This window comes from Stakelama sediminis, assembly GCF_014199335.1.
Classification (GTDB): domain Bacteria; phylum Pseudomonadota; class Alphaproteobacteria; order Sphingomonadales; family Sphingomonadaceae; genus Sphingomonas; species Sphingomonas sediminis.
In genome coordinates this window covers 1-25839 of the sequence record NZ_JACIJI010000006.1, presented here as the reverse complement: position 1 = coordinate 25839, position 25839 = coordinate 1, and the positions used below count along the sequence as shown (strand labels likewise).

The window sequence follows — 25839 nt, the reverse complement described above, 5'->3', positions numbered from 1 at the left end:
GGCCAGGCGTTCACCGGGTCGGAGCACGCCATTCAAAGCGGCCGGTGCCGTCTTCGTCGGTCCAAAGCGGGGCCGCGTGGCCGATGATCTGGTCGGTGGAAGTCAGGCCGAAGTAGCGGCCGTCGAGGCTGTCGCGGACCTGCCAGTTCATGAGGAAGACTTCGCCGGTCTGGATGCGGCGGCAGCCCTGCCAGACCGGCAGTTCCCGCCCGATGCGGTCGCGCTCCAGCGCCGCGCCCATTTCGATCCCGTCCACGGTGATCGTGCGGCCGATGCGGCAAACGATCTGCCCGGAAACGCCGAGAACGCGCTTGAGCAGCGGCACGCCCTTGGGCAGATAGCCGCGCTCGGCCATGAAGGCGGAGAGCGGTTTGGGTGCGTCGACCGCGACCAGATCGGTGACGTCGAACGGGCCGTCGAAGTCGATCGTGTAGAGGCCGATGGGCGCGCTGGCCGAGGCGTTCCACATCAGCTTGATCGGCATCGGCGTGAGCGCCGGATAGCCGATGCCCATCGTGGCGAGCGCCATGACGAGGAGGAGGCTGGTGCGCGTCATGGCTGCACCTTCCTGCGCAGGAGGAAGGCGCGATGCTGTTCGAGCGTATAGGCGCGCGGCTGATGGGCGGCGGCCATCCGGTTGTGGACGTGCCGCCAGTGCTCCGGCGAAACGGCGTCCGCATCGATGCCGATCGCCTCGATCGCATCGACGTGGCGCAGCACGTCCTCGACCTTTGGCCAGCCTTCGATCTTCAGTAGGATTTCGCCGCCCGGCCGCACGAAAGGCAGCGTCTGGTAAGCCTCGCCCGGCTCGACCGCACGCACAATGTCGATGCGCGAGATGATCGTTCCGAAGTCGTTCGCCGCCCATCGCACGAAGGCGAAGACGGTGTTCGGCCGGAAAGAGAGAATGCGCTGGCGACGGTCGACGATCTGTTCGTTCGCCGCCTGGCCAAACCTGATCCAGTATTCGATCTTCTTCTCGATCCACGTCAGTTCGACGCGGGTCATGCGATCATGGGAGAGCGCGGACGGCATCGGGCCGCCGCGCACGCGGGGGGCCGCGGTGCCGGTCATGTGGGGTCTCCTGGGGTCGGGGGAAATTCGCGGCCGCGCAGCTCGGGCGTCACGTCGATGGTGAGCCGCGCCGAGTAGGCGGTCGCCTCGGATGCGCACGGTGGACTCTCGGCCGTCTTGATCCATTGCTCGGGATCGGCGGGGCGCTTGGCGAAGCCGCGCTTTTCGGCGCGGGCCGTCATGACGCGCCTCCGTCGCCGAAGGGCAAAAGCGAGGCGAGCCGTGAACGGGCGCGCTCGGCCATGACGGGATCGATCTCGCAGCCGATATAGCGGCGGGCGGACAGCCGGCAGGCTTCGCCGGCCGCGCCCGACCCTGCGAACCAGTCGCCGAGCAACCCGCCTTGCGGGCAGCTCGTGCGGATCAGGATTTCGAGCAGCACCGACGGCTTTTCGGTCGGATGGATCGCGCGGCCGTGGCAGTTGCGCAGGTAGATGACCGACCGCATGATGCGCGGCCCGCCGTCCTGGCTGACGTAATGGCCGGCGTCGATCTGGCCGGTATGGGGAGGACGCTGCTTGCGGCGGACTGTGCGGGCCGTCGCATCTGGCGTGGTCTGGACGTCGTTGTAGATGTCGCGCCAGGCCGTCTCGGCCGCATAGAACTGCACCGCCAGCTCATGCACGCGCTTGAAGCGGTCGGCATGAAAACTGGAGCCGTTCTGCTTCTCCCAGACGATCTCCTGCGCGATGCGCAATCCAGCGTCCGCAAAACGGGTGGCGGTCGCCATGATGCTGCGCAGCGAGCCGAAGACCCAGATCGACCCGCTGGGCTTGAGCGCGGCGCGCGCCAGCGCCAGCCAGCCCTCGACGCGCCGATCCCAGGCAAGCGAGGTGTCGCCATAGGGCGGATCGGCGAGGATCATGTCGAACGGGCCGCGCGCCGGCATGAGTTCGCGGCAGTCGCCGGTGAGGACGATCATGAACCGTCCCTCCCGATGCGCAGCCGCCCGATCTCGGATGCGAGCGCGGTGATCTCGCGTCCGGCGGACGAGCGGCTGTCGATCTCCGAGGCGAGCCGCCCGGACTGCGCGGCGTCGGCGAAGACGATGCGCTGGCCGACGGTCGTGGCGAGCACTGGCGGATCGTGATCGGCCAGCGTCTCGGCCGTCTCGCGCGCGATGACGGTACGTGCGGCGCAGCGATTGAGAACGAAGCGGGCGACGAGCTGCGGCCGGTAGATGCGCGCTTCTGACAGGAGCGATAGCATTTCGGCCGAGGCCCAGCCGTCGAGCGGCGATGGCTGCACCGGGATCAGCACGAGGTCGGCGGCGAGCAAGGCCGACCGCATGAGGCCGGCGACACGCGGCGGGCCGTCGATGACGATGTGATCGACATCGCGCGCCAGCTCGGGTACTTCGCGGTGGAGCGTATCGCGCGCCAGGCCGACGACACCGAACGCGCGCGGCAGGCCCTCACGACTGCGCTGCTCGGACCAGTCGAGCGCCGAACCCTGTGGGTCCGCATCGATCAGCGTGACACGGCGCCCGCGCCCGGCGAGTTCACCGGCGAGATGGAGGGCGAGCGTCGTCTTCCCGACACCGCCTTTCTGATTGAGAAGCGCGACGATCATCGGCGTTCCCCCGGCGGATCGAGGGGAAGCCAGGGCGCTTCGGGATCGCCGACCTGTGCGGTCGGGACGCGCTTTTTCGCGGCTACGCTGAGGTTTCTGGCGGCGTCGCGGATGAGGTGTTCCACATCGCGCGCGCGCTCTTCAAGGTTAGATTCTTGGTTAGACTCTAAGTTAAGGGCGCGAATCCGCCTGCGATTCCCGGACGTTAAGGCTGGTTTGGGTTCCTGATAGCACGAGCCTTGGGTTCCCGATGGCACGATAGTCCGGGTTCCCGATAGCACGAAGCCGTCCACAGGTTTTCCACAGGCCGGGAGCGGCTCGAAAGCGAGCAGCGTGCGCCCGCCGATTTCCACCTCCAGCGACAGGACGTAGCCGGGCAGCGGCTGGCGCCGCACGATGTCGCGTAGCTCGAACGCGAAGCGTTTGAACGGCGACAGACTGCCGGATTTGACGTGGAGGTGGCGCAGGTCGAAACGCCAGCCGTTGCGCTGGCGGCCGCCGTGCTTGCGCACGATGCGGTAGAGCCAGCGGTCGAGACCGCCGGTCAGATAGAAATAGGCCGGGTCGATGGTGAGGATGAGCGCGTCATCGAGGACGGCTTTGTAGAACCAGTCGGGGACGATGAGTTCGATACCGTCCGGCCGTCCATTGCGGTCGGTGCGCTCCTGCCATTCGTTGATCCATGAAAAACGGTGGCGGCGGCCCTCGGTGGGCTGGCGGATCGAGGTCGAGATGGTGGTCGATTGCAGCCGGTCCAGCGCCGCCTTGAGGCGCTGATAGTCGCGCAGCGATGTGCCGCGTCCGACATAGGTGAGGATTTCATAGGGCGTCGCGGCCATCAGCCTGGACGTGCGAAGCCCGTTGTCGCGGGCTTCGACGATCTGGCTGGCAGCCCAGATCAGGATGTCGGCATCCCAGATCGTGGCCATGCCATGATCTGGAACGGCCTCGACGCGGATCGTGATGTCGCCGGCCGCGAAGTCGATCGGGGCGACGCGATGGGATTTGGAGAGGGAGAAAAAAGGATAGGCCATGAGATCCTGCGCATCTCGTGGCGCGAAGTCGCCGGGGAGCGCGCGAAACAAATCAAGCTGCCCACGCTCCGAAGGGTCACGACGCCGCACCACCATGAAAGGGACTGGCCAGGATCAGCGCGCGTAGCGGCCGGCGCTCTGGCCGGTCGGCAGCGTCTGGCGCTTTGCGGGAAGTACGGAGCCGCGCGGATCGGACGTCGACGTCACCGCCCCGCGTTCGGCCCACGTTTCGAGATCGTCGACGGCATAGACGACGCGCCCGCCGAGTTTGCGGTAGGCCGGGCCGGTGCCGTAGGTCCGGTGTTTTTCGAGGGTGCGGGCGGACAGGCTGAGAAATTCAGCGGCTTCCTTGGTCCGCAGGTAGCGGGGCGGGAGCGCGGCGGTTTCGGGTCGCATGGGGCGGGCCTCCGTGGGGTTGCTGGGGGCCGCTGGCGATCAGCGGCTGACAACGACCACGGTGGCGGAGAACCGTCGGTGGGATGGATGGGGAACTTGAGGTGGCTAAAATCTCCACCCGGATGCCATGGAGGCGCGGCGACTAGGAGCGGCGGCGATGGCGCAGCAGTTGCAGATAATTGCCGTCAATGAGGGAAAGACCGCCTTCGACGAAGGCGATGACGGCATCGCGCAGCGGCGATGTCTTCCAGGGCTCGGTGTCGACGCGCGCCGCGCCGTAGATCGCGATGGCGATCTCGCGATAGCTTGCGCCGTTCATATGACCGTCGGCGGCGCGGAGCTTGAGCCGGAAGCGCCGCCGTTGCTCGGTGGTCATGCGCGTATCGCGCGGCGGCGGGCGGCCGAGCCAGATGCGCGCCATGCGCGTCAGGGCATCGATGCGGTCGAAGACCTCGCTGTCGAACGGAACCAGCGCGGCGAGCTGGTCGTCTGGAACAGTGTCGGAAAGGAAAAGAACCCGGATGTCGTGTTCGGAGAAGGACGCATAGGCGCCTTCTGGGGCGTCACGCCCTACGACAAACGGGTCGGGAGATACAGCGGAGGCAGGAGGCAGAAACTCCGGTCTGCGTGTCAGCAGAAGAACGGCACCATCGCATGAGGGCGACCACACAACATCTTGGTCAAGCGCGGACAAGCCCGGCCTGGCGGCGAAATCGCAGCCCCCAGAGTTGTTGTGCATCTTTTGGAAGCGGTGCGGCTTCGGCGGCAGCGTTCACAAGACCGCTGTAGAGTTCCTGATAAGGAACGTATCGGCGAAGACATTCCCAAGCGAGACCTTCGACCGGCAATCTATCGAAATAGTCGTAACGGCTGTCGTCCCGCCAGTCGCTTGTATCTGGCCTCATAGCGTCAACTCCTCGCAGATTGCGCGCACAAGTCGAACGCTCAGTTTTCCTATTTCATCACAGGTGGTGGAAGGCCGGGAGAGGACATTGCGTGATGCGCAAAAAGCATCGCGACGAACAGCGGCTGATCAGCCGTGGGACTGGCGCAGAAGATGCCGATAGCCGGTATGCGTCATCCAGCGAGCGCGAGCGAGATGACTATCGTGGATGCGTCGACAGCGTTCGGGGTCGTGTGTGGGATCGAGTCCGAACAAGATTTGAACCGCCTCTGCCCAATCGGCGCCGTCGGCATCCGCGTCCAGCAAGCGCGCGTAGAGCTTGACGTGCGCCTTGTCGTAGGCGGTGAGTTCCTGTCCTGCCGGCGCGGTATCGTCGAATGTCTCGATCATGGTGCAGGCTCGGTTACTATGCATCTGCTGCATCTTAACCAAACTTGGTCCAAAATGGAGCGGTAACAGGCATCGGCGGGCTTTGCCCACCGATCAGCGCGCGACGGTGGATGGATTGGACTTATTTCCGCGATCATCGACCAGCAACACTCCTTGCCCTTTATCGGTGGACAGGAAGACGATGCCGGCAGCTTCCAAAGCCCTGCGCACCTGATCGCGCGTTGTCTCGTACACATCGAGTCCGCTTTCGGATTCGAGGCGTTTGAGCGCGGTCAGCGATATGCGGGCCTTGTCAGCGAGCGTCTCCTGTGTCCAACCCAGCAACGCGCGTGCGGCCCGTGATTGTCGGGCGGTGATCATGCATGATCACCTCCCATCCGGACCTACGCGCATTCCAGAACTACGGCTATTTTAGTCGTTTTTGCTTCCTTTTTCCAGCCCAAAGGTGCTGCAAGGGACCTGCGATGACGTGGCTCCCCGTGCATCGATTCGCAGGGCCGTGGGGTATCGGGGAGCCTGCAAGGCGGCCCCCGGTCCGCCGTGCGCCGACGACAGCGTTGGGCGGGCGGCGTCTGAAAAAGATGGAGGGGCGGATGATCCGCCCCGTTTCACGCGAAGGGATCGATCTCGGAGACGATGGTGTCATCGTCGCCGTCATATTCGGTGGCGGGCATCACGCTCATGGTGCCGTCGCCGGCGCGGAAGATGATGATGGCGACCATCAGGGTGGAGGCGAGACTGGCGGCGTAGGCGTTGGCAGTTGCGAGGGTCATTGTCCGGCTCCCGATTTTGGCGGGGACCATTCCCCGCTCGACGGGCGCCCGAAGTGTTTTGGGCTCGGCCGGGTCATCGCGCAGGCGAAGACGAAGCGACCGCACGCTTTGCGTAGCGGACCCCATGAGGGTTGACCCTGGAAGGCCGGGACCGGAACCAAGGTTAAGCCATAAGAGCGGGGTGGTTTCCGCCTGCCGGAGCCGGTTGTCCCTGCATTGCCATTGCCGGTGCTGCCCCTAGCTCGCCGTCTGATGGTCGCGATCCGTCCCGCGCCGTTCGTGACGTGCGTGATGCCCGCCGCCGAATATGCGCCTGACGCACGCCCGGTTGTTCCGATCCCCGCGCGTGAGACTGTGCGCAGCGCCAGCGTGGCGGGGGATGCAAGTGGGGCGGCGATCCGGCGCGAACATAAGAAATCCCGGCGGCTTTCGCCGCCGGGTCTCTGGCCGTCCGGTCAGAATGGGATGTCGTCATCCATGTCGCGCTGGTCGTCGCCGCCGTTCTCGGTCTGCTTCGCCCGGCTCAGGAAATCGACGGTCTCGGCGATGATTTCGCTGCCGTAGCGGTCATTGCCCTGCTGGTCGGTCCATTTGGTGTAGTGGATGCGGCCGCGAACCAGAACCTTCATGCCCTTCTCGCAATGCTCCTCGATCGTCTTGCCGAGGCCGTTGAAGGCCGTGATCCGGTGCCATTCGGTGTCCTGCACCCGGTAGCCCTTGTCGTCGCGGACCACCTTGCCTTCAGAGTAGCGGGGGCGCGAGGTCGCGAGGGTGAAGTGGGTGATCCTGGTGCCGCCCTGGGTGGTGCGGGTTTCCGGGTCCTGGCCGATGTTGCCAGCGAGGATGACGATGTTCTGCATGGTAGGTCTCCGTTGCTTCTCGGAGGAACCATTCCCTCCGACGAGACCCGGCAAAGGCCGTCTGGAGACTCCTGCATCGTCGCCTTCGGCGGCGGCTTGACCCCCAAGGTCCGGGTGGAGCGGGCAGCCGCGCCCCGCGCGGCAACACGGCCGGAAACCGCGGGGGTTGCCGGAAGGAAACAGAACGGACTTAGGGGATCAGTCAGTCGGAGGGATTGGTGCTTCCGTAAGCCCGATGGAGACCGGAGCCAGAACCGCATCCTTGCTGGCGGCAGATGACGACAGGGCCAGACGCATCGCCTCGTAGGCGCACCGGCCACGGCCCCATTCGCCTGCCGATCCGCGCCTTGGCTTCGCAGGCAAGCGAGGGCTTCCGCGAGAATGAGACGCCTGCCGGGTTGTCCGCACCGACGGCGGGATCATCGTTCCACGGTATGAGATTCGATCCAGTGCATTGCAGGAAAAGCATGAAGGTGTTCGCGGGGCGGCTCGTCGCACAATCCCATGAGCCGATCAGCACCGCTCCGGCCGCCGCGCTCGTAGATCCCGCCCGGTGCCGACGCACCGGGCCGGACGGCGCGACCGACACGGCGATGGCGCGCTCAGCGACGGCGATGACACTCTGTTCTGATCGGACGGCCAGAGACCCGGCGGCGAAAGCTGCCGGGACGGATGTGGGAATGATGGATCGCCGCCGCCCCGTGTCAGCGATTGAAGCCGAATGGCGGAAACGCGCCGCAGGCGTGGTTCCGGCGCAGCCGAATGAGCGGCCCGAAGGGCGACACCCATCCTTTCAGGCCCATGCCGCCAGCATCACCGAAACAACAATGTCAGCGTGAAAGCGCAGCCGTTCCGACCGCATTGAGGTTTAGCACCGCAGCGATGCCGATGACGATGCCACCGATCCCGCCGAGGATATTGATGGCGACGGTCGAGTCGATCATGTGCTTGGTCACGCCATGAACCAGCGCGAAGCCCGCGATGACGGCCGGAATGGCGAAGATGGCGAGTGCGATCAGGCGCAAGGCCGGGTTCTTGGCAAAGCCGAGGACGCCGATGACGAGCACGATGGAGCCGATGGCCGCACCGATGGCAGCAAGGGCGGAAAGCCAGAAGCCCGAGCCAGTCGCATAGACATATTGGAACGTGGTGATGCCCGTCATCACCGGCAGCGCATAGATGGCGAGATGCCAGGCGATCACGCAGAAGGTGATGGTGAGCGAAATGGCGAGAAGGATCAGCGTCATGGAAACCTCCAGATGAACAGTTGAGGATCACGACAGGCTGACTTCGGATACGCTCCGCCTGCGACTATGCTGCTTCGCCGGTTCTGCAAGAAAACATCATAAGAGCCTTCAAACTTTTGCGCCATCAAGTATTGGCGGCCGTCACAGCCGCCTTGCGGCGGCGCTTACGCGCCGCCGTGCTTCATGACCGGGATGCCGAGCTTGCGGGCCTTGTCCGCAAGGTTGTCCTGAATCCCGGTTCCGGGGAAGTGGATGACTCCGATCGGCATGGTGTCGAGCATCGCATCGTTGCGCTTGAACGGCGCCGCCTTGGCGTGCTTCGTCCAGTCGGGCTTGAAGGGGATTTGCGTGACCTTGCGGTTGCTGGCCCATTTCGCGGCGATGAGTTCGGCGCCCTTCGGGCTTCCACCGTGCAGCAGCACCATGTCGGGGTGCTTGGCGTGAACCTGATCGAGCTTGGCCCAGATCAGGCGATGGTCGTTGTAGTCGAGACCGCCGGTGAAGGCCACTTTCGGGCCGGGCGGAAGGAGCACCTCGTTCTCGGCGTGCTTCTTCGCGGCGAGGAAGTCGCGGCTGTCGATCATCGCGGCGGTCAGGTTGCGATGGTTGACCATGGAGCCCGTGCGCGGCCGCCAGATCGAGTGAGTATGGCGCTCGAAGTGATCGGCGGCCTGGTCGCGCATCAGCTCGAAGGCGTCGCGCCGTTCGAGAAGGGTCTGCCCCTCTGCCGTCAGGCGCTCCAGTTCGACGGATTTCACCTCGGAGCCGTCCTGTTCCCGCTGAAGGCGGCGTTGCGCCACTTCGTTGTCGTCCAGCTCGCGTGCGATCCGGTCGCCTGCGCGCTGGAAGAGGTTGACCGTGCCCCAGAGCAGTTCTTCTAGGTCGGGTTCGAGGCGGGTGTCCGAAAGCGCCACCACGAGGGCGTCGAAGATGTCGGCGATGCTGCCGGCCACGACATTGCCCTCGGGGAGCGGCCTCGGGTCGGGTTCATCCTCGAAGGGACGGTAGCCGTAGAGCGTCAGTTCCTGAAGGACGTGATCGGTCGGGGAGGATGCGTGGTGCGGCTCGTAGTCGGTGTCGTGGTGTTCGGTCATGGTGGTCTGCCTCCGGCTCGTGGCCGCGCCCATCGCGGCCTTCGTGGCGACGAAAGGCGGCGGGCGGGACGGACCTGCACCGGGAGCGCAGCGAGAGGCCGAAACGCAGAGGAGGATGACGGGGGCCGGCGATTTTGCTTCGCGATGCAAAGCGTCCGCAGGACGCGGCGGAAAATCGTTGGCAACCGGCATTGCCTGTCCGGCCCGGCTGACGCCCCGATCGCCCTCTCAGAAGGCCGTGGGTGTGGCCTCTCCGCGCCGGAGGCAGATCGCCATGGCTGAACCGGCCCCGCGATCCCACGTTGCCGCTACCACCTGATCGTGACCGATCAGGCCGCCAGCAACATGAAGCGGGCTATGTCCTGCGAGACGATCTGGTCCCGTAGCCGTGCCGCCAATGCGTCGTGGCCGAGGAGCCTGAGATCTTCGTTGAAGTCGCCGAGGCGTGGGGTGAGCACGACCGTCTCGATCCCGACCGCGCTCGCACGCTCTGTCAGGGTCGCCATCGCCCCGTCACCGGCCGGATCGTTGTCGCGGGCGATGTAGAGCCGCCGCAGCGTCGTCGGGAACAGGATGGCGCTGAGATGGGCCGCCGAGAGCGCCGCCTGTGCCGGCATCCTGGGCAGAACCGAACGGACGGACAGCACCGTTTCGATGCCCTCGCCGGCCGTCATCACCTCGCTGCCCATGCCGAACCTGACGGCGTTCCCAAGGAGATCACCCATTGCACGCCGGGGCGTCTCGATCGGCGCACGGCCAAGACGCGCCTCGCTGAAGCCGTCGGGATCGAGCCAGGTGCGGTGCGCGCCCGTAATAGTGCCGGCGGGGTCGGTGACGGCGGCGACCATCGCGGGCCATGTCTCGGTCGGCGCGTTCTCGTCGGCTCGATAGTAGCAGCGCGGGTGGAAGTGCAGGGCTCCGGTTTCGTGCAAAGCCGTAATGGCGCGACCCCGCAAATACGTTTCCACGAGCGTCCGCCCGATGGGCCTCGCCATGGCAAGGAGCCGCCGTGAGGCTTCGGGCGATCCTGTCGGCACCGATGCCGGTCGCCAGTCACGATCACCGGGTTCGGGTTCAGGATGCGGCAAGGCCAGGAAGGACCGGGCCTCGTCGGCAATGTCCTTGAAGTCGATCAGCCCGCAGCTTTCGCGGATGACATCGAGAAGATCGCCATGCTCGCCAGTGGCGGAATCGGTCCATTTGCCGGCTGCGCCCTTGCCGGTTTCCGGCCCGGTCAGCCGGACGAACATGGACCGGCCCGGCGTGTTGCGGACGTCGCCGACCTGCCAGTATCGTCCGGCGCGGTGGCCGGAGGAGAGATAATGACGGCAAACCGCCTCGGCCTTCCGGCCGAGACGGATTGCGAGTTCGCCAGCGTCGGGGCGAGCCATTTATGCCGCCTCCCGTTCGCCGATGCGCTCGACCGGCCAGCGTTCGAGCAGCTTTGCGAGCACGACCGGCCCGTTGGCGTCGACCGGCACGAACATCCTGAGCTTCCACGAGATGATTTCGTGGAACAGACCATAGGCCGACAGCCGCTCGCGCATGGTGTCGGTGAAACCGCTGAGTTCGATGCGGTTCGCGCCCATGACGCGAGCGCGCCGAAGCTGGAGGCCCTCGGCAAGATCGAGGATCGTGCGGCCGTCCATCAGCGCCATGAAGGCGTCATCGGGCGTGAGCGCGGTCGTGCCGGTCGTGGTCGCATTGGCGGCCCAGGCCGGGGAGACCTTGCGCCCGATGATGCGCTCGCCGTCATCGGTCTGGAGGCGATACACGCGCGTCGACTCGTTCGGCAGGCGCTTCCAGATCGGAAGCAGCAGGCCGGTGACGACATGGATCGTGCTGTCGGCAAACTCCGGCACCTCGGCGATCTCGGCGGTCCAGGCGGCGGCGAACGCATCCTGATCGGCTTCGATCCAGTGCGTTTCGCCCATGGCCTTGAGGGGAATGTTATGCCCCTCCATCGGGCGCAGCAGACGCACGCGGCGCTCGATCTCACCGTCGTCGAGCATGATGCTGGTGGTTGGCACCTGCACGGCGGCGCGGCCGGAACGCTCGTTGACGAGCAGCTTCGCGCGCCGGTCATCGAGATGGCCGAGCGCGGCGGCCAGCGTCAGCGGACGATTGCGCTCGCGCTGGGTGATGGCGAGCAACCGCGTCTCGGCGCCGGTGCCCGGATGGACATAGATTGTCTTGCGGTCGGTGACGATGAACCGCTCGGCGGTCAGCGTCTCCAGCCCGGCGTCATAGGTGCCGCTGGCGATGGCGCCCTCGATGCGGGCCGTCAGCAATTGCTCGAAGGCGGTGAAGAGGACGCCCTGAAGCTCGATGGTCAGCGCCAGCAACCGATTGAGGAAGGTGGTGATCGGCGGCAGCGCGTCCTTGATGCCGGTCGAGTCCATCAGCTTCAGGCCCGTGGCGGACTCGAAGCGGTCGAGCGAGCAGCCCTCGACCTTGCCCCGCACCAGCAGCATGTAGAGCTGGCGCAGCGCATCGCGCGCATAGGGGCTTTCCAGATTGTCCTCGGGGCGGAACAGACCTTGTCCGCCGGTCTGGCGCTGGCCGCGCGTGATGGCGCCGAGCGTGTCGAGGCGACGGGCGATGGTCGAGAGGAAACGCTTCTCGGCCTTCACGTCCGTCGCGATCGGGCGGAAGAGCGGCGGCTGCGCCTGATTGGTGCGGTGTGTGCGACCGAGGCCCTGGATGGCGGCGTCGGCCTTCCAGCCCGGTTCGAGGAGGTAATGGACACGCAGCCGCGTGTTCCGCGCCGAGAGTTCGGCATGGTAGCTACGCCCGGTGCCGCCGGCGTCGGAGAAGATCAGGACGCGCTTGGCGTCGTCCATGAAGCCTTGCGTCTCGGCGAGATTGGCGGACGCGGCGCGGTTCTCGACCACGAGCCGCTGGCCCTTGCGGACGATCCGGCGCGAGCGGCCCGTCACCTCGGCCACCATGTCGGTGCCGAAGTGCTGGACGATCTGATCGAGCGCGCCGGGAACGGCCGGCAGGCTCGCCAGTTTTTCGATCAGCGCGGTGCGGCGGGCGACGGCCTCGCGGCTTTCGACAGGCTGGCCGTCACGCATGACCGGGCGGGACGAGGCCTTGCCGTCGCTGTCGGTGAAGGGCTCGTAGAGCTGAACGGGGAAGCTGGTTTCGAGGTAGGACAGGACATATTCGCGCGGCGTGATGTCCGCCCGAATATCGTTCCATTCCTCGGTCGGGATGTCCGCCAGACGCCGTTCGGTCAGCGCCTCGCCGGTCGAGACGATCTGGATGACGGCGGAATGGCCGTCTTCGAGATCGGCTGTGATCGACCGAATCAGCGTCGGCGTTTTCATGCTGGTGAGCAGATGGCCGAAGAAACGCTGCTTGGCGGACTCGAAGGCCGAGCGGGCGGCGGACTTGGCCTGCTTGTTCAGCGTGCCGGACGATCCGGTGATGTTGGCGGCCTCCATCGCCGCGTCGAGATTGTTGTGAATGATGGCGAAAGCGCCGGCATAGGTGTCGTAGATGCGGGTCTGCTCCGGCGTCAGCGCGTGCTCGACGAGCTCGTATTCCACACCGTCGAAGGAGAGCGAGCGGGCGGTGTAGAGGCCGAGCGCGCGCAGGTCGCGAGCCAGCACTTCCATTGCCGCGACGCCGCCGGCCTCGATCGCCTCGACAAATTCGGCCCTGGTCGAGAACGGGAAATCCTCGCCGCCCCAGAGGCCGAGCCGCTGGGCATAGGCGAGATTGTGGACGGAGGTGGCGCCGGTCGCCGAGACATAGGTGACGCGGGCGTTCGGGAGCGCGTGCTGGAGGCGAAGCCCGGCGCGTCCCTGTTGGGACGCGGCGACATCGCCCCGTTCACCCTTGCCGCCGGCGGCATTCTGCATCGCGTGCGCCTCGTCGAAAATGATGGCTCCATCGAAATCGGGGCCCAACCATTCAACGATCTGCTTGACGCGCGATAGCTTCTCGCCGCGGTCGTCGGAGCGCAGCGTGGCGTAGGTTGTAAATAGGACGCTTTCGTGCAGCGTGATCGGCTGTCCTTGCGGGAAGCGGGACAGAGGCGTGACCAGCAGGCGTTCCATGCCGAGCGCGGACCAGTCGCGTTGCGCATCCTCCAGCAGCTTGTCGGATTTGGAAATCCACACCGCCTTGCGCCGGCCTTGCAGCCAATTGTCGAGGATGATCGCGGCGGACTGGCGGCCTTTGCCGACGCCCGTGCCATCCCCGATGAAGAAGCCGCGCCGGAAGCGCACGGCCTTCTCGGCATCGTCACGCGCGGCGGAGACGAGATCGAACGTCTCGTCCACCGTCCATGCGCCGGCGAGATAGTCCGAATGGGCCTCGCCGGCATAGACCAGCGTTTCGAGCTGCGCGTCGGACAGAAGCTCGCGGATGTTGGCGGGGAGTTGCGGGCGATAGCTGGGCTTGGGCGGCGCGACGCTCGCCATCGCCGCCGACTGGACGAGCTTGGTCGGGTGCGCCTGAGACCCGGAAATACGGATCGCCTGCAATCCGTATTCTTCATAGATGGCGTCCGAGATGCGGCTATCGTCGTTGGCCCCGGCCTCGGGCTCGATAATCTCATAGTCGAGCGCGGCGCAATCAGGCTCGGTCATCGGCGTGGCCGGCGCGGTCCTGGCGGCGCGGCTGAGATAGCCGCGCACGCTGCGCGCGGCGGCGGGCGCAGCGGCCTGCACGATGACGGACGGATCGACCGGCAGGCGCGGCGGAAGATGCGCGCCGATCCAATCCATGAGGGTCGCGACGTCCGGCGCGGTGCCCGGCGAGGCGGAGAAAACCGTGGGATCGTCGGCGGGCAGCTTGTCGATCACGGTGAGCCGCGTGGCGAAGGTCGTGCCATGCTTGGCATAGACCGCGCCGTCGATCCCGGCGGAGAACACGACCCGACAGCGTTCCTGCAAGCGCGTGAAGGCGGCGGTCCAGGCTGAGGCTTCCGGGCCGAAATTCGCGCCGGTGATCGTCACGAGACGGCCGCCGGGCGCCAGGCGCGCCAGCGCCGAGACGACATGACGGAACGCGGCGTCAGCCACGCGGCCCTCGACATGAACCATGGCCGAGAACGGCGGGTTCATCAGCACGACGGAGGGCACGGCGGCGGCGTCGAGATGATCGTCGATCTGGGCCGCGTCGAAGCGGGTCACGAGAATGGCCGGAAAGAGAGAGGAGAGCAGCGCGGCGCGCGTGTCGGCCAACTCGTTCAGCACGAGCGAGCCGCCGGCGATCTCGGCGAGGATCGCCAGCAGCCCGGTCCCGGCCGAGGGCTCCAGCACACGGTCGGCGGGCGTGATCGCGGCCGCGGTCGCGGCGACCAGGCCGAGTGGGATCGGCGTCGAAAATTGCTGGAGGGCCTGGCTTTCCTGCGAACGGCGGGTGTGCGTCGGCAGAAGTCCGACGATCTTGCCGAGCAGCGGGAGTGCCGCGACCGGAGAACCGGCTTTGCGGAAAAGCGCCTTTCCGTATTTGCGCAGGAAGAGTACGGTTGCGACCTCGGACGCCTCATAGGCGGTTTTCCAGTCCCAGAGGCCGTGGGCGTCGGAACCGCCGAAGGCCGTTTCCATCGCGCCGCGCAGGGCGAGGGCATCGACACGCGCACCGCGTTCGAGATGCGGCAGGATCAGGAGGGCGGCAGCGTGGACGGCAGCGGAATTGCCGGATGCGGCGAGCGGCGTCGCCGGCAGCGTATCGGCAAGGGGAAGCAGAGCGTTCATCGTGGAAGTCCTCGGGAGAGCGGAAACAGGCAAGCCCGCCGACGCTCTCTCTCGGACCGGACGGGCTCGACCCGTCCCGGCCACTCTCTCCCTCTCAAACCGTGGCCATAGCCGACATGAAACAAGCGCCCGGCCGTACGGCCGGGCGCTTGTGAAAGTCAGCCGAACCGGCGTCCGGTTTCGGTGAATGTGTATTGGTTGGCGGTGATCGTCTCGTCCACGGCCTCGCCCGAACTGAGATATTCGTATTCGCGTTCGAGCTGCCGGTAGAGCCAGCTGGCGAGATCGCGCAGCGCCTCGATCACGGCGTCTTCCGCATCCGCTGTCATGTCCTGCCAGGTCGGGCTATCGCGCTCGACCGAGATCGCCATGCAATACTCATGAGAGTAGCGGCCACGATGGCTGACATCGGCGCGGAGCTGATAGAAGTTGCGGCGCTGGATCGCGAGCAGATCATCGGCGATCGCGTGCAGGCGCGTGTCCTGCGGCGCGTGCGCGCGAATTTCGCGGGTGGCGTTTTTCCGAAAGGCGTAGAACGCCTGATAGCTGGCGCCGTCGCCCTGCGACCAGAAGCCGGTGAACGCGATCTGCGGCTCCTGACGGGTGCCGCCGCCCATGAGGCGGACGGGCCGGGTTTTGAGGCAGATGCCGAGGATTTCCGCAATGCGCTGGAAGTCCTCGAAGACGGAATCATACCATTCGTAGTCGAAGCCGCCTTCACGATACCAGGCCCGAGCGTTGTCCTTGGCGGCGTCGGAAAGCTCGTCGAGCCGATAGACCGTGGTTTCGATAATCTCAGGCATCGGGATCGCCTCCGTCGAGAACCTGGGCAAGCCAGCCGTGGGTATAGGTCCAGGCGACGGTCTCGCCGGTGGCGAGATCAAGGACATGCGCGCCGCCGCCGAAGCCGTCGGGGCGCGGCCGCGAACAGGTGTTGGCATATTGGAAGCCCCAGCGGCCGGAGAGACCGAACGCCGTCGCGCACCGCTGGACGAACCGGATGACATGCGCGGGATCGCCGGTGGTGTCATCGCGCATCCAGAGCTGGGTGCCGCCATGCTCGGGTTCGATCGACAGGAGGAAGCCTTCCGATGGCGGGTCTTCGACGGCGTTCTCGGCGGCGAGCGTGTTGTAGAGATCGAGCGCACGAGCGGCATTGTCGGGGGTGCCCACGTCGAGCAGGCAGGAAAAGCGGGTGAAATACTCGGCCATGACTGGCTCCTGAAACGACGAAACCCGGCGCATGGCCGGGTCGAATGAACGAAAGAGCGTGGCGGAAAGTCAGGCGGCGAGCGGCAATCGCAGAAGTTCGGTGGCCGTCTCGCGCCAGAGCGCATCGACCAGCCGCGCCTCAAGCTGGCTGGCGCGGTAGCGATAGTCGCGAGCCGGGCCGTGCTCGCCGCGACCGGACGCGGCGAAGGCCGCGCCGCGCAACTTGCTGGCCTCGGTCACGATCTGGCGGGCTTCGGCGTCGGATGCGACCGGCTGCTGCCAGAGGATGATCCCGGCCCGGATCGTTCCGACGAGAACCAGGTCCTGATCGCAGTCCTGAATGACCACGATGCGCGGGCGGAAACGCAGCATGTGGTCGGTCCCGACGCGGACGTCGCCGCCTGCGATGCGGCGGCTGGCGACGGACATGGCCTCTTCGGGCGACGGGCATTCGCCGATGGTGACGATATGGTCGAAGCCATCGGCATCCATGCCGTCGTAGCTGGCGGTGCCGATGCAGGAGATCCGCAGCGGGAATTTCTGCGCGCGCTGCAGGGTCGGCAGGACATGATGTGCGAGAATGGCGCCGATCGGGACGACGCGGGATTGGCCGGAAAGGGTCATGGGATCTACTCCGCGACGGGCGGCGGAAGACTCTCCTCTACCTCGTAACCCGTCACGGCCAGGCCGTCCGGCCTCTGCCTCTCTCCACTCTTGGAAGGCGACCGTGGCGAGCATGAAAAATGCGCCCCACCGGATGATGGGGCGCATGTTTCGATCACTCGGCCGCCACGAGAACGACGTGCTCGTCTTCGGCTTCGGTGGCTTCGTCCTCGTCGCCATCGCCTGCCAGGAAGTCCGGCAGGGCCTCGCCGTCACCGTCACCGGCATCGCCAGCGTCCGCGGCGTCACCGTCGAGTTCGATCAGGCGCAGCGGCTCGGGCAGCCAGCCGGTCTCCGCCAGCAGGCGCTCGGCTTCCTTCGCCATGTCGCCCTTCTTCAGATGGCTGATGAGCTGAGCGGCGCGCTCGCCCGCACCTTCGCGGACGGCTTCGAGGATACGGGGCTTGGTGACGCGGCCGAGATAGTTGTCGACCGTGGGCCTCCAGCCGCCATCGGCCACCATGTCGAAGCCGGTGGCGCGGGCGATACGGTCTGCACCGGAGAGGCGACGATCAAGGCCGAACTGCGAGACACCGGAACCGCTGTGGGGGTTCGGCCGCTCGTAGAGGGCGTTGACGCCGTAGCTGACGCAATGGGCCAGCAGCGCCATCCGGCTCGCCTCGTCGAGCGCGGCGATCCAATCCCAGAGCGCGCCTTCGTCGGAAGGAACGTCGGCCTTCCAGGCGGCGAAGCGTTCGTCGATGGCCTTGGCCGAGGGCGTCTCGCTGAGATCACCGCCCTGCACACCGAAATGCTGCTGGCGCACGGAGATCTCCATGCAGCCGGTCGGCGCCGAGTAGTGATAACGCTGCATGACCAGGCGGTGCAGGAGCGCCGTCATCGCGACATGCGGGTTGTTGGCGAGCGCGTCATGAAGCGCGAGCGTGCGATGGGCGGTGAGTTCGATCACCAGCCGTTCGGGAAGCGGCTTGATGCCGTCATCCTCGTCGTCCTCCGCATCCGCCGACTCGCCGCCGATGGTGATGACGGCGCGCTGCACGCCGGGCTGGGCCGCGACCGCGCCACCTTCGGCATCAGACTCGCCATCACCGGCATCGTCCTCGCCGTCGACGGTGACTGGCGCCTCGTCCCCCGGACGGACGTAGCCGCGGGCAACGACAAGTTCGCCGGCCCGGTCGATGCTGATGAAGACGCCCGCCCGGCCGATCTCGGCAACGTCGTAGATCGCCGGACGTTTCTCGAAGGCGCTCAGCGCGGCCTCGATCTCACCGAGGCGCGCGTCGATGTCATCGGGCAGCTCGTCATAGTCGGCGTGTTCCGCCTCGAGCCGCTCATATTCCTCGCGCAGCGCCTCGCGGGTGGCGCGCTCGTCCTCGGTCAGATCGGGGAACGTGGCAGTCAGGACGCGAAGGCCGCGATCATGGCCGTAGGGCAGATCGGTATCGACCTCGATCCACTTCCAGCCCTCGGCCGCGACTTCATCGACGATGCCCTTCAGCTTGTCCGAGACCAGCCGGTCGAGCAGCTCGGGATTTTCCAGCCAGCCTTCGTCCTCGTCGGAGAAGAGATCGCGCAGCATCACGCCGCCGGCCTGTTCGTAGGCTTCGACGCCGATGAACTGCGCGCGCTTGTCATTGGTCGGCACCGTCGTCTCGGTCAGCAGATCACGAGCATACCAGGGTTGGCGGTTGTGAGAACGCTGGATCGCCTCCCAGACCTGCTCCTGACGGGCATGATCGGGGTTGACGGTGAACGCCTCCAGCATCGCCAGCGTCATCTCGCTGCGCGCATAGGCGTCCATGAGGGACGGCGCCACACGAGCAAGGCGCAGACGCTGGGCGATATAGCGCGGCGTGGTGCGATATGCGTCGGCGACTTCCTCCTTCGACATGCCGCCGTCAACCATGCGCTTGAACGCCTTGAACTGGTCGAGCGGATGCAGCGCCAGCCGGATGACGTTCTCGGCGTAGGAATCGTCGACGGCCGAGGTCTTAGCATTGGCCTTCTTGACGAGGCAGGGAACGAGACCGTCAGCCGGGAAACGACCCGCCACGACCAGGCGGGCGATAGCACGGTAGCGCCGGCCGCCTGCCGGGGTCTCGAAGTCGCCGGTCTCGGTGCCGGCATCGTCGAGGACGGCACGGACATTGAGACCCATCACGAGGTCTTCGCGGCGATCGATGTCCTGGGTCAGCTCGTCGAGGCCGTCTTCGACGTCGATCTCGCGGACATTGCTGTCCGACAGCCGGATACGGTTGAACGGAATGTCGCGCGTGCGGGAAAACTCGATCATCGCGACGGCGGGGTTCTTCTTGCGGGCGGCTTTAGCCATGGTCTTTACTCCACGACGGGCGCCGAGAGCCTCTCTCTCGGGCCTAACCCGTCATGAAATCCCGTCCCCTCTCTCCCTCTATCGGCGGTGCGGCTGGCGGGGCGCCAACCGGCAGAGCGCACGGCTGCGCCTCATCCTCCCCCGGTTTCCGGCGTCTCGCCGTCTTCGAGATCGAGCGTTTCCTGAAGATAACGCGAAGGCGTTTTCTCCTCCGGCCCCTGCCAGGCGATGCGGCCGTTCCGCCAGATCGTGAGGAGGCCGCCGCCGACAGGGCGCGCCGGTCGGGGTTTCGCCTCGAAATTCCGGCAACCGAACTCGGCCGTCGTCGCCGAGAAGGCGGTGGAGGACCGGCCATCCAGAAGCACACGGTCGCATGTGCCGGACAGCCGCTTGACGCGCTTGCGCGAAAGGTCGAGCCGGAACATCTCGTAGGCGCGCTGCTCGTTGTCGGACGGAGCGTGCCAGTGGATGCAGTTCTTGCACTGGCCGCGTTCGTGGCGAACGGGCGGATCTAGCGGCGGCCCGCCGTTGTGACCTGATCCGGGCGTGCTCATGGCCGGGCACCTCCGGCGATAGTGACGGGGATGATCCGCTGGACGGTGACGGGCCGCGTCTCGGCGGCCTGCGCGAGCTGCTCGATCAACGCCACATCGGCATCCGAACATTGGCCGCGCACCTCGATCTCAACGCGATGATCGGCGTGGCGAAGATGGGAATCGCGCAGGCGATGGTCGGACGCGGCGTGGAATCCTGCATTCCGATCAATGGGATGCACTCGCTCGTTGAGAAACAGAATGCCCGATCCGAGATTGCCGCAGAACAGCCGCTCGTCGCTTTCGGCCCTGTTCGGACCGCCCGCGATCTTGCGCTTGCCGATCTGGCGGAAGGCGTCGTGGAAGCTCGAAGGGTCGCGGGTGATGCGAGCCGAACGCTCCTGATGGAAGACCCATGGCGGCCGGTCGGGATCGAGCTTGCCGACGGCGATCTGATGCAGGAAATCGGCGAAGCTCGCCGGATCGGCAGGATATGGGCAGGTCCGCCAGATCTCGCGGACGCGAGCGCGCAGGGCGTCGGGCAGCGTAAAGAGCCGGGCACGACCTTTCCGCCACCAGGCAGCGCGCTGATCGCGACGGTCGCGTTCGTACTCGTCCCACCAGATGGTGCGGCGAGCCATTTCCTCGTCGGCGCCATGCTGCGTGGCGGCGATGTCGTCGGCAAAGAGCGGCAGGGCCTCGCGTTCGAGCCGCTGCTTGCGGTGGAACGCCGCGCGCTTGCGTGAGGTATCGCGATAGGGTTCGGGGCGATGCCAACGGCCGAAGCGCATCACGCGGCCCTCCACATGTCGTCGGCATCGGGAGGGCTGTCGGCGTCCGGCAGGAAGGACAGGAGCCAGTCCGCCGCCTTGCTGGCCTGCGAGGCGGCGCGGACGATGGCGCGATTGTCCTCGCGCAGCACCTCCAGCCAGGAGCCGATATAATCAGCATGGCGCACGGTCGGGACGATTCCGAGCGAGGCGCAGCAAAAGGCCGAGATCAGCTCGGCCGTGATTTCCTCGACCGAATAGAGCTTCGAGCCGAAGGAGCCGGAGAGGTTTCGGTTCAGCCGGTGCGCTGCGCCGCTGGCGTGACCGAGTTCATGGAGCGCCGTCCGATGCCAGTTGACTGGCTCGAAGTAGGCGGCCGGCGGCGGCACCTGCACATAGTCGAGCGACGGCACGTAGAACGCCCTGTTGCCGCCGATGCGGAAGTCGATGCTAGTCGCCTTGATGAGCGCCTCGACCTGGGGCTCGATCATGCCGGGCGGCGGAGGAGGCACCGCCGCCTCGATGTCTTCGGGCAGGTCGTCGCATTGCGCCGTGTTGAAGACCGTGAAGCGTTTCAGAAACGGAATCGCCTGCGCTTCCTCGCCGGCCTTGAAGGCGCGGCGCTTCTCGTCCTCCGGCGTGAAGCGGTCGGCATAGACGACGGTGGTGCCGCGTTCGCCCTTGCGGACATGGCCGCCGAGCGACAGCGCTTGGCGAAAGGTGAGCCAGTCCTGGCCGGGGAAACCATGTTCGATGACGGCGCCCCAGAGGATCAGGACATTGATGCCGCTATAGCTGCGCGAGGTCGTGGCGTTTCGCGGCAAGCCGAGCGGAGCCTTCGCCGCCGAGGTGCCCCAGGGCTGGACCCACGGCACGCGGCCGGCTTCCAGCTCGGCAATGATCTTGTCGGTGATTTCGTCATAGAGGTTCGCCCGGTCAGCGCCGGTGCGAGGGGTGCGGTCATATCTGGACATCGCGGTTCTCCGCGACGGGCGCCGGAAGACTCTCTTCCGGTCCTCAACCCGTCACGGAAAACCCGTCCGCACTCTCACTCTACAGGGGGCGTTGCGGGGCAGGCTGTGCAAAAACTCATTCGTCTAATCCGCCGCCGCCAGCACCGCGACGCGCGTCTCACCCCGCTGGCGTCAGTCGCTCGGCACCGAAGGCATTTACTGCATGGAGGATGTTGAAGGCGACAATCGAGAGAGCCGCTTCGGCCTTTACCGCTCTGAGACCTCGCGTGAGGAACCTTCCGCCGCCGGACATCCGTTTAATCGTGCCGAAGGGGTGCTCTACAGTACATCGGCGGGTCACCATCAAGCTCGGATCCGCGTAGATTCTGGCCTCCATACGATCCAGCGCCGCCTGGTCGAACAACCGATGGATGGTCCGTTGGGCGCCGGACGTGCATCGGCTCTTCAGCCGACAGTCTTTGCATGCGGACGTTCTATATCGGATCGCACGGTTGCGGGTATGTTTGCCGGATGGTCTCAACGTCTTGCCGGCGGGGCACCGGATTGTGTCGGTCCCCTCATCATACACGAACTGCGCTGGCCGGAAAAAATCGGTGCTCATGGCACCGCGTTTGATCGGCGCCGCGACCTCAATATGGTCGCGCTCGCATTGCGCGACCGCCTGGGCGTTGGAGTAACCGCCGTCGGCCAGGACTTTGAGCTCGTCAACCTCAAGCACTTCCATCGTCGCCATCGACATTGGATGCAGGAGCTGGCTGTCGTTTGCCTCGTTGGTCACGTCGTGATGTATGATCAGGCCGCTATCTACATCGACCACGCTTTGCATGTTGTAGCAGGGTGTCTTGGGAGAACGTCCATAGCCCATCGGCCGCGCGTCGGACTCGCCAAAGACCAAAGCCGTCTCGTCGCGATCCTTCAGGATGTCCTGCCGGCGCACGAGCCTGTCCTTGCGGCGCCCGAGGGTCTCGATCGCAGTGGTGAACGCCTCCCGATGTTTGGGCTGATCGTCGAACCCCTGGGCCACTGCCTCATCTATGATGTCGAGCCGCTCAAGGTAGTAGGCGATCTCCTTTTCGGTGTGCGCAACGTCACGGGCGAGCCGGTCGGCGCCAGCGATGTTCTTTGAGCTCGCGACCGCGCGCATCTTCGTCCCGTCTAGCGCGACCAATCGACCGCTGATCAAGCCGGTTTCGCGGCAGAACTGGATGAATGCAGCGCTGGCGCCGACAATGGCTTCCGGATTGTCATGACGAAAGGAGGCGATCGTTCGGTAATCCGGCGCGAGCCGGCGCATTAGCCAAAGCGCTTCGAGGTCGCGGACACACGCTCGTTCCAATTGGCGTGAGGACCGAACCTGGTTGAGATAGCCCCAGATGTACAGCCGGAGCATATCGCCTGGATGGTATCCAGGGCGGCCGGTGACCGCAGCGATAGCGCGACCGAAGCCAAGCTCAGCCAAGTTCAAGCTGGTAACAAAAGCATCGACGACTCGGACCAATGCGTCCGGGGAAACATAGTCATCAACACAAGGAGGAAGCAGGCTGACCTGATCTCGCGCGAGTCCCTCAATAAAACTCATGCACACCCCGGCGCGGAAGATGGGAAGATAATTGGATTCTACACTGACAGGTTCATGAGTAAAAGCTTGTTATTGGCTTTGAACATCTGCGCCAGGTGGCGTAATAACTCATTACAGATGTTGCGGGCTTCCGAGAAGGATCAGGTCAGAAGCGCCGGGTTCTCCGTTACATCGAAGCAGTGGCCGCTTGCGCGTCGAGCTGCCACCCGTAGCTTTTGGAATCCGGTACGAGATCGGCGATGGTGAACTGATCGAGGTGTCGCGCGAAAGCTTCCAGCGCGCCTGCCAAGGCATGGCGCAAGCCGCATGCGGGCGTCACGACGCAGCTGTTGGTCGCCGCGTCGAAGCATTCGACGAATGTCCCGGTGTCTTCCATGATGCGCATGATCGAACCGACGTTCAGGGCATTGGCGGGCCGTGTGAGCTTGAGGCCCCCGCTCCGGCCCCGCACACCCTCGACAAATCCCTCCGCGGCCAGTCGCTGCGCCACTTTCATCAGATGGTTCTTCGAGATGCCATATGCGTGTGCGATCTCGGCGATCGAATGGTGGCCGTCCTTCACGGCCAGGAACATCAATGTGCGAAGGGCATAGTCGGTCTGGACGGACAATCTCATAAAAGATGCATATCATATATTGGTTTTATCCGCCAAGGCGCGTAAACCATGCATAGGAAATTCATCTTAATCGAGTCGAGGCAGGCAATGACGTCGAACCATGCCGAGCAGGCGCGGGCGCGCAAGATGGCGGATGCGCTCGCCTGCGGGATCGATGATGCTTTCATCTCGCGGCTCGTGGAGAGGTTCTACGACACCGTCCGGCAGGACGACATGCTCGGTCCGATCTTTGCTGAACGCATCGGCGACTGGCCGCATCATTTGACGCGGATGAAGGATTTCTGGGCCTCGATTATGCTCGAATCCGGTCGGTTCAGCGGCAATCCGATGCGCAAGCATATCGCGATCGGCGAGCTTGATGAGGCGCATTTCGCGCGCTGGCAGTCGCTTTGGGACCAGACGCTTGACCGGATCGCGCCGAACGCAGCGGTCGCGGACCGGTTTGGCGAAGCGGCGCAACGCATTGGCGAGAGCTTGCTGACCGGCATCAAGATCGACCGGGGCGGTCTGGCCGCCATTTCCGCGAGGGCCGCGTCGTGACACCGGTCCCCTACGGCGCATCGCCGATCTTCGATGAGCAAAGCCTACCCGACGCGCTGCGCAACGATCATCGCACCAAAGCAGGCACCTGGGGCCTCCTGCGGATGCTGGAGGGTGAAGTGCGGCTCGTTTTCGTCGATCCGCCGAGCGAGCAGCTCGTGACGCCCGACAGGCCCGCGATCATCCCGCCGCAGGCAACCCATCATGTCGTTCCGCTCGGCCCCATGACGATGCAGGTCGAGTTCTACCGGGAACGCCCAGAGCTTGTCGAAGACGCGGACCGTGGATGACTTCGCCCTTGCTCGCACGGTGCATGTCATCGCGGTCCTGTTCTGGATAGGCGGCGTCGGTTTCGTCACCTGGGTGCTGATGCCGACGCTTAAGGCAACGGAACTGCCGCAGGATCGCTTGCGCCGTTTTCAGCAGATGGAGGCGCGCTTTGCCTGGCAGGCACGCGTGTGGGTTCTACTTGCCGGCGCAAGTGGCCTGTGGCTGGTGGCGCGCGCCGATCTGTGGAGCCGCTTCCTCGACGGCCGGTTCTGGTGGATGCACCTGATGGTCGCGCTCTGGACCGTGTTTGCGCTGATGTTGTTCGTCATCGAGCCGCTGCATCTCCATCGTCGTCTCGCCAATACACAGTCACCCGAGGCGGATTTCGCTCGAATGATCCGGCTGCATCAGTTATTACTTGCAGTCAGCATCATAACAATTTTGGGCGCGGTAGGCGGTAGTCACGGACTATTCTGAACAGAGGGGGTTTGGGGCATGAAGAGCTATCAAACGACATTCAGCATCAAAAGGCTGTGGATCATCCTGTCGGTCGGCATGGTGGTCATGTTCGGAATCCTACTGTTGCTCGGGCAGCAGATCTACCAGCAGGCGCCGCCCATTCCCGAAGCAGTGAAGTCCCAAAGCGGCGAGACATTGTTCACGCGCGCGGACATCGAGACCGGCCAGAATATCTGGCAGTCGATCGGCGGCATGGAGCAGGGCTCGATCTGGGGCCATGGCAGCTATCTGGCGCCCGACTGGAGCGCCGACTGGCTGCACCGCGAGGCGGAGGCACTGCTCGCCCTATCGGCCACTCCGCTCCCCGCGGGCGTGTCCCCCACGCAGGCGGAAGCGATGCGAAAGGCCGCGCTGCAAGAGGAAATGCGCAGGAACAGCTATGACCCCGCGTCCGGCGCCATCACGGTCAGCGACACCCGCGCGCGCGCAATTCGGCAGGTGCAGCAGCATTTCGTAAGCCTGTACGATGGCGGCGATCCTGCCTCGCTAAAGCTCCGCCGCGACTATGCCTTCCCGGTCTATGGCGAGCTGTCGGCCGCGGAAGCCCGGCAGCTTACCGCCTTCTATTTCTGGACGGCCTGGGGGGCGACCACCGATCGTCCGGACCAGACCATCACTTATACCAGCAACTGGCCGCACGAACCCCTGGTGGGCAATAGCCCAACCACCGGCACTCTGTTGTGGAGCCTTGCTTCGGTCATCCTGCTGCTTGCAGCGGCAGGCGCACTCATCGCCTATTACGCCAAGCAGTTCGACGTCTGGCGCGGCGACATCCTGCCCGAGGGCGGCATGGCGACCTCTGATCTTCT

29 protein-coding genes and 2 pseudogenes are annotated in these 25839 nt (G+C 65.4%); 5 read left to right on the top strand and 26 right to left on the bottom strand.

Annotated features, from left to right (window positions below):
• Window positions 1-10: 10 nt before the first annotated feature.
• The 13 genes and pseudogenes from FHR23_RS13385 to FHR23_RS13330 form a co-directional block, all read right to left on the bottom strand.
• Window positions 11-556, bottom strand: coding sequence for a S26 family signal peptidase (locus tag FHR23_RS13385; protein ID WP_184004994.1), 546 nt, complete (start codon window positions 554-556; stop codon window positions 11-13).
• Window positions 553-1074 carry a DUF2840 domain-containing protein gene (locus tag FHR23_RS13380; protein WP_184004991.1) on the bottom strand — a complete coding sequence of 174 codons (522 nt, stop codon included), beginning with the start codon at window positions 1072-1074 and terminating at the stop codon, window positions 553-555. The genes FHR23_RS13385 and FHR23_RS13380 overlap by 4 nt, the downstream gene beginning before the upstream one ends.
• Window positions 1071-1256 carry a hypothetical protein gene (locus FHR23_RS13375; RefSeq protein ID WP_184004988.1) on the bottom strand — a complete coding sequence of 62 codons (186 nt, stop codon included), beginning with the start codon at window positions 1254-1256 and terminating at the stop codon, window positions 1071-1073. Before FHR23_RS13375 ends, FHR23_RS13380 begins: the two co-directional genes overlap by 4 nt.
• Window positions 1253-1996 (bottom strand): DNA-methyltransferase, encoded by a 744-nt coding sequence (locus FHR23_RS13370; protein WP_184004985.1) that lies wholly within the window; start codon window positions 1994-1996, stop codon window positions 1253-1255. Before FHR23_RS13370 ends, FHR23_RS13375 begins: the two co-directional genes overlap by 4 nt.
• Window positions 1993-2646: a ParA family partition ATPase gene (gene parA / locus FHR23_RS13365; protein ID WP_184004982.1), complete on the bottom strand. Its 654-nt coding sequence runs from the start codon at window positions 2644-2646 to the stop codon at window positions 1993-1995. Before parA ends, FHR23_RS13370 begins: the two co-directional genes overlap by 4 nt.
• A 308-nt stretch (window positions 2647-2954) precedes the next feature.
• Window positions 2955-3776: pseudogene (locus FHR23_RS13360) on the bottom strand (replication initiator protein A); the annotation flags it as partial.
• Window positions 3777-3794: 18 nt separating this feature from the next.
• A complete protein-coding gene (locus FHR23_RS13355; RefSeq protein WP_184004976.1) occupies window positions 3795-4076 on the bottom strand; it encodes a helix-turn-helix transcriptional regulator in 282 nt (93 codons plus the stop codon).
• A 142-nt stretch (window positions 4077-4218) separates the two neighbouring features.
• Window positions 4219-4770, bottom strand: a complete 552-nt coding sequence (locus FHR23_RS13350) for a DUF2285 domain-containing protein (RefSeq protein WP_246359892.1) — start codon at window positions 4768-4770, stop codon at window positions 4219-4221.
• Complete coding sequence (locus FHR23_RS16815; RefSeq protein ID WP_221227538.1) at window positions 4757-4981, bottom strand: transcriptional regulator domain-containing protein; 225 nt, start codon at window positions 4979-4981, stop codon at window positions 4757-4759. Before FHR23_RS16815 ends, FHR23_RS13350 begins: the two co-directional genes overlap by 14 nt.
• 128 nt (window positions 4982-5109) lie before the next feature.
• Window positions 5110-5370: a DUF2285 domain-containing protein gene (locus FHR23_RS13345; RefSeq protein WP_184004971.1), complete on the bottom strand. Its 261-nt coding sequence runs from the start codon at window positions 5368-5370 to the stop codon at window positions 5110-5112.
• Window positions 5371-5463: 93 nt separating this feature from the next.
• Window positions 5464-5730, bottom strand: coding sequence for a helix-turn-helix domain-containing protein (locus FHR23_RS13340; protein WP_184004968.1), 267 nt, complete (start codon window positions 5728-5730; stop codon window positions 5464-5466).
• Between the two features lie 248 nt (window positions 5731-5978).
• Window positions 5979-6143 (bottom strand): hypothetical protein, encoded by a 165-nt coding sequence (locus tag FHR23_RS13335; protein WP_169516635.1) that lies wholly within the window; start codon window positions 6141-6143, stop codon window positions 5979-5981.
• Between the two features lie 455 nt (window positions 6144-6598).
• A complete protein-coding gene (locus FHR23_RS13330) occupies window positions 6599-7003 on the bottom strand; it encodes a single-stranded DNA-binding protein (protein ID WP_184004965.1) in 405 nt (134 codons plus the stop codon).
• Window positions 7004-7470: 467 nt separating this feature from the next.
• Between FHR23_RS13330 and FHR23_RS13325 the strand changes: the two genes are divergently transcribed.
• The gene (locus FHR23_RS13325; protein ID WP_184004961.1) at window positions 7471-7842 is read left to right on the top strand and encodes a hypothetical protein; all 372 of its coding nucleotides are present in this window, start codon (window positions 7471-7473) and stop codon (window positions 7840-7842) included.
• On the opposite strand, the gene FHR23_RS13320 is transcribed toward FHR23_RS13325, so the two are convergent.
• The 13 genes from FHR23_RS13320 to FHR23_RS13260 all read right to left on the bottom strand — a co-directional run bounded on the left by FHR23_RS13320 (window position 7834) and on the right by FHR23_RS13260 (window position 23701).
• A complete protein-coding gene (locus tag FHR23_RS13320) occupies window positions 7834-8250 on the bottom strand; it encodes a hypothetical protein (protein ID WP_184004958.1) in 417 nt (138 codons plus the stop codon). The two genes, FHR23_RS13325 and FHR23_RS13320, sit on opposite strands and share 9 nt — an antisense overlap.
• Window positions 8251-8414: 164 nt before the next feature.
• Window positions 8415-9344, bottom strand: coding sequence for a DUF2493 domain-containing protein (locus tag FHR23_RS13315; protein ID WP_184004955.1), 930 nt, complete (start codon window positions 9342-9344; stop codon window positions 8415-8417).
• A 329-nt stretch (window positions 9345-9673) separates the two neighbouring features.
• Window positions 9674-10735, bottom strand: a complete 1062-nt coding sequence (locus FHR23_RS13310) for a DUF7146 domain-containing protein (RefSeq protein WP_184004952.1) — start codon at window positions 10733-10735, stop codon at window positions 9674-9676.
• Window positions 10736-15061, bottom strand: a complete 4326-nt coding sequence (locus tag FHR23_RS13305; protein WP_184004949.1) for a strawberry notch-like NTP hydrolase domain-containing protein — start codon at window positions 15059-15061, stop codon at window positions 10736-10738.
• A gap of 158 nt (window positions 15062-15219) precedes the next feature.
• On the bottom strand, window positions 15220-15864 hold the full coding sequence (locus FHR23_RS13300; protein ID WP_184004946.1) for an antitoxin of toxin-antitoxin stability system: 645 nt from the start codon (window positions 15862-15864) through the stop codon (window positions 15220-15222).
• Window positions 15857-16273 carry a hypothetical protein gene (locus FHR23_RS13295; protein ID WP_184004943.1) on the bottom strand — a complete coding sequence of 139 codons (417 nt, stop codon included), beginning with the start codon at window positions 16271-16273 and terminating at the stop codon, window positions 15857-15859. Before FHR23_RS13295 ends, FHR23_RS13300 begins: the two co-directional genes overlap by 8 nt.
• Window positions 16274-16342: 69 nt before the next feature.
• Window positions 16343-16897: a hypothetical protein gene (locus FHR23_RS13290; RefSeq protein ID WP_184004940.1), complete on the bottom strand. Its 555-nt coding sequence runs from the start codon at window positions 16895-16897 to the stop codon at window positions 16343-16345.
• 154 nt (window positions 16898-17051) lie between these two features.
• Window positions 17052-19229 carry a ParB/RepB/Spo0J family partition protein gene (locus tag FHR23_RS13285; protein WP_184004938.1) on the bottom strand — a complete coding sequence of 726 codons (2178 nt, stop codon included), beginning with the start codon at window positions 19227-19229 and terminating at the stop codon, window positions 17052-17054.
• 131 nt (window positions 19230-19360) lie between these two features.
• Window positions 19361-19783, bottom strand: coding sequence for a hypothetical protein (locus FHR23_RS13280; protein WP_184004935.1), 423 nt, complete (start codon window positions 19781-19783; stop codon window positions 19361-19363).
• Window positions 19780-20553, bottom strand: a complete 774-nt coding sequence (locus FHR23_RS13275; RefSeq protein WP_184005273.1) for a hypothetical protein — start codon at window positions 20551-20553, stop codon at window positions 19780-19782. The genes FHR23_RS13280 and FHR23_RS13275 overlap by 4 nt, the downstream gene beginning before the upstream one ends.
• Complete coding sequence (locus FHR23_RS13270) at window positions 20553-21506, bottom strand: ArdC family protein (protein ID WP_184004932.1); 954 nt, start codon at window positions 21504-21506, stop codon at window positions 20553-20555. Before FHR23_RS13270 ends, FHR23_RS13275 begins: the two co-directional genes overlap by 1 nt.
• 157 nt (window positions 21507-21663) lie before the next feature.
• Window positions 21664-23085: an IS1182 family transposase gene (locus tag FHR23_RS13265; protein ID WP_184004929.1), complete on the bottom strand. Its 1422-nt coding sequence runs from the start codon at window positions 23083-23085 to the stop codon at window positions 21664-21666.
• A gap of 166 nt (window positions 23086-23251) precedes the next feature.
• Window positions 23252-23701 (bottom strand): RrF2 family transcriptional regulator, encoded by a 450-nt coding sequence (locus tag FHR23_RS13260; RefSeq protein ID WP_184004925.1) that lies wholly within the window; start codon window positions 23699-23701, stop codon window positions 23252-23254.
• Between the two features lie 87 nt (window positions 23702-23788).
• Here FHR23_RS13260 and FHR23_RS13255 point away from each other — a divergent pair, with 87 nt between their 5' ends.
• The 4 genes and pseudogenes from FHR23_RS13255 to FHR23_RS13240 form a co-directional block, all read left to right on the top strand.
• A complete protein-coding gene (locus FHR23_RS13255) occupies window positions 23789-24241 on the top strand; it encodes a group III truncated hemoglobin (protein ID WP_107396135.1) in 453 nt (150 codons plus the stop codon).
• Window positions 24238-24531 (top strand): TehB family protein, encoded by a 294-nt coding sequence (locus FHR23_RS13250; RefSeq protein WP_012115018.1) that lies wholly within the window; start codon window positions 24238-24240, stop codon window positions 24529-24531. Before FHR23_RS13255 ends, FHR23_RS13250 begins: the two co-directional genes overlap by 4 nt.
• The gene (locus FHR23_RS13245; protein ID WP_142634322.1) at window positions 24524-24988 is read left to right on the top strand and encodes a hypothetical protein; all 465 of its coding nucleotides are present in this window, start codon (window positions 24524-24526) and stop codon (window positions 24986-24988) included. Before FHR23_RS13250 ends, FHR23_RS13245 begins: the two co-directional genes overlap by 8 nt.
• A gap of 18 nt (window positions 24989-25006) precedes the next feature.
• A pseudogene (locus FHR23_RS13240) lies at window positions 25007-25839 on the top strand (nitric-oxide reductase large subunit); the annotation flags it as partial.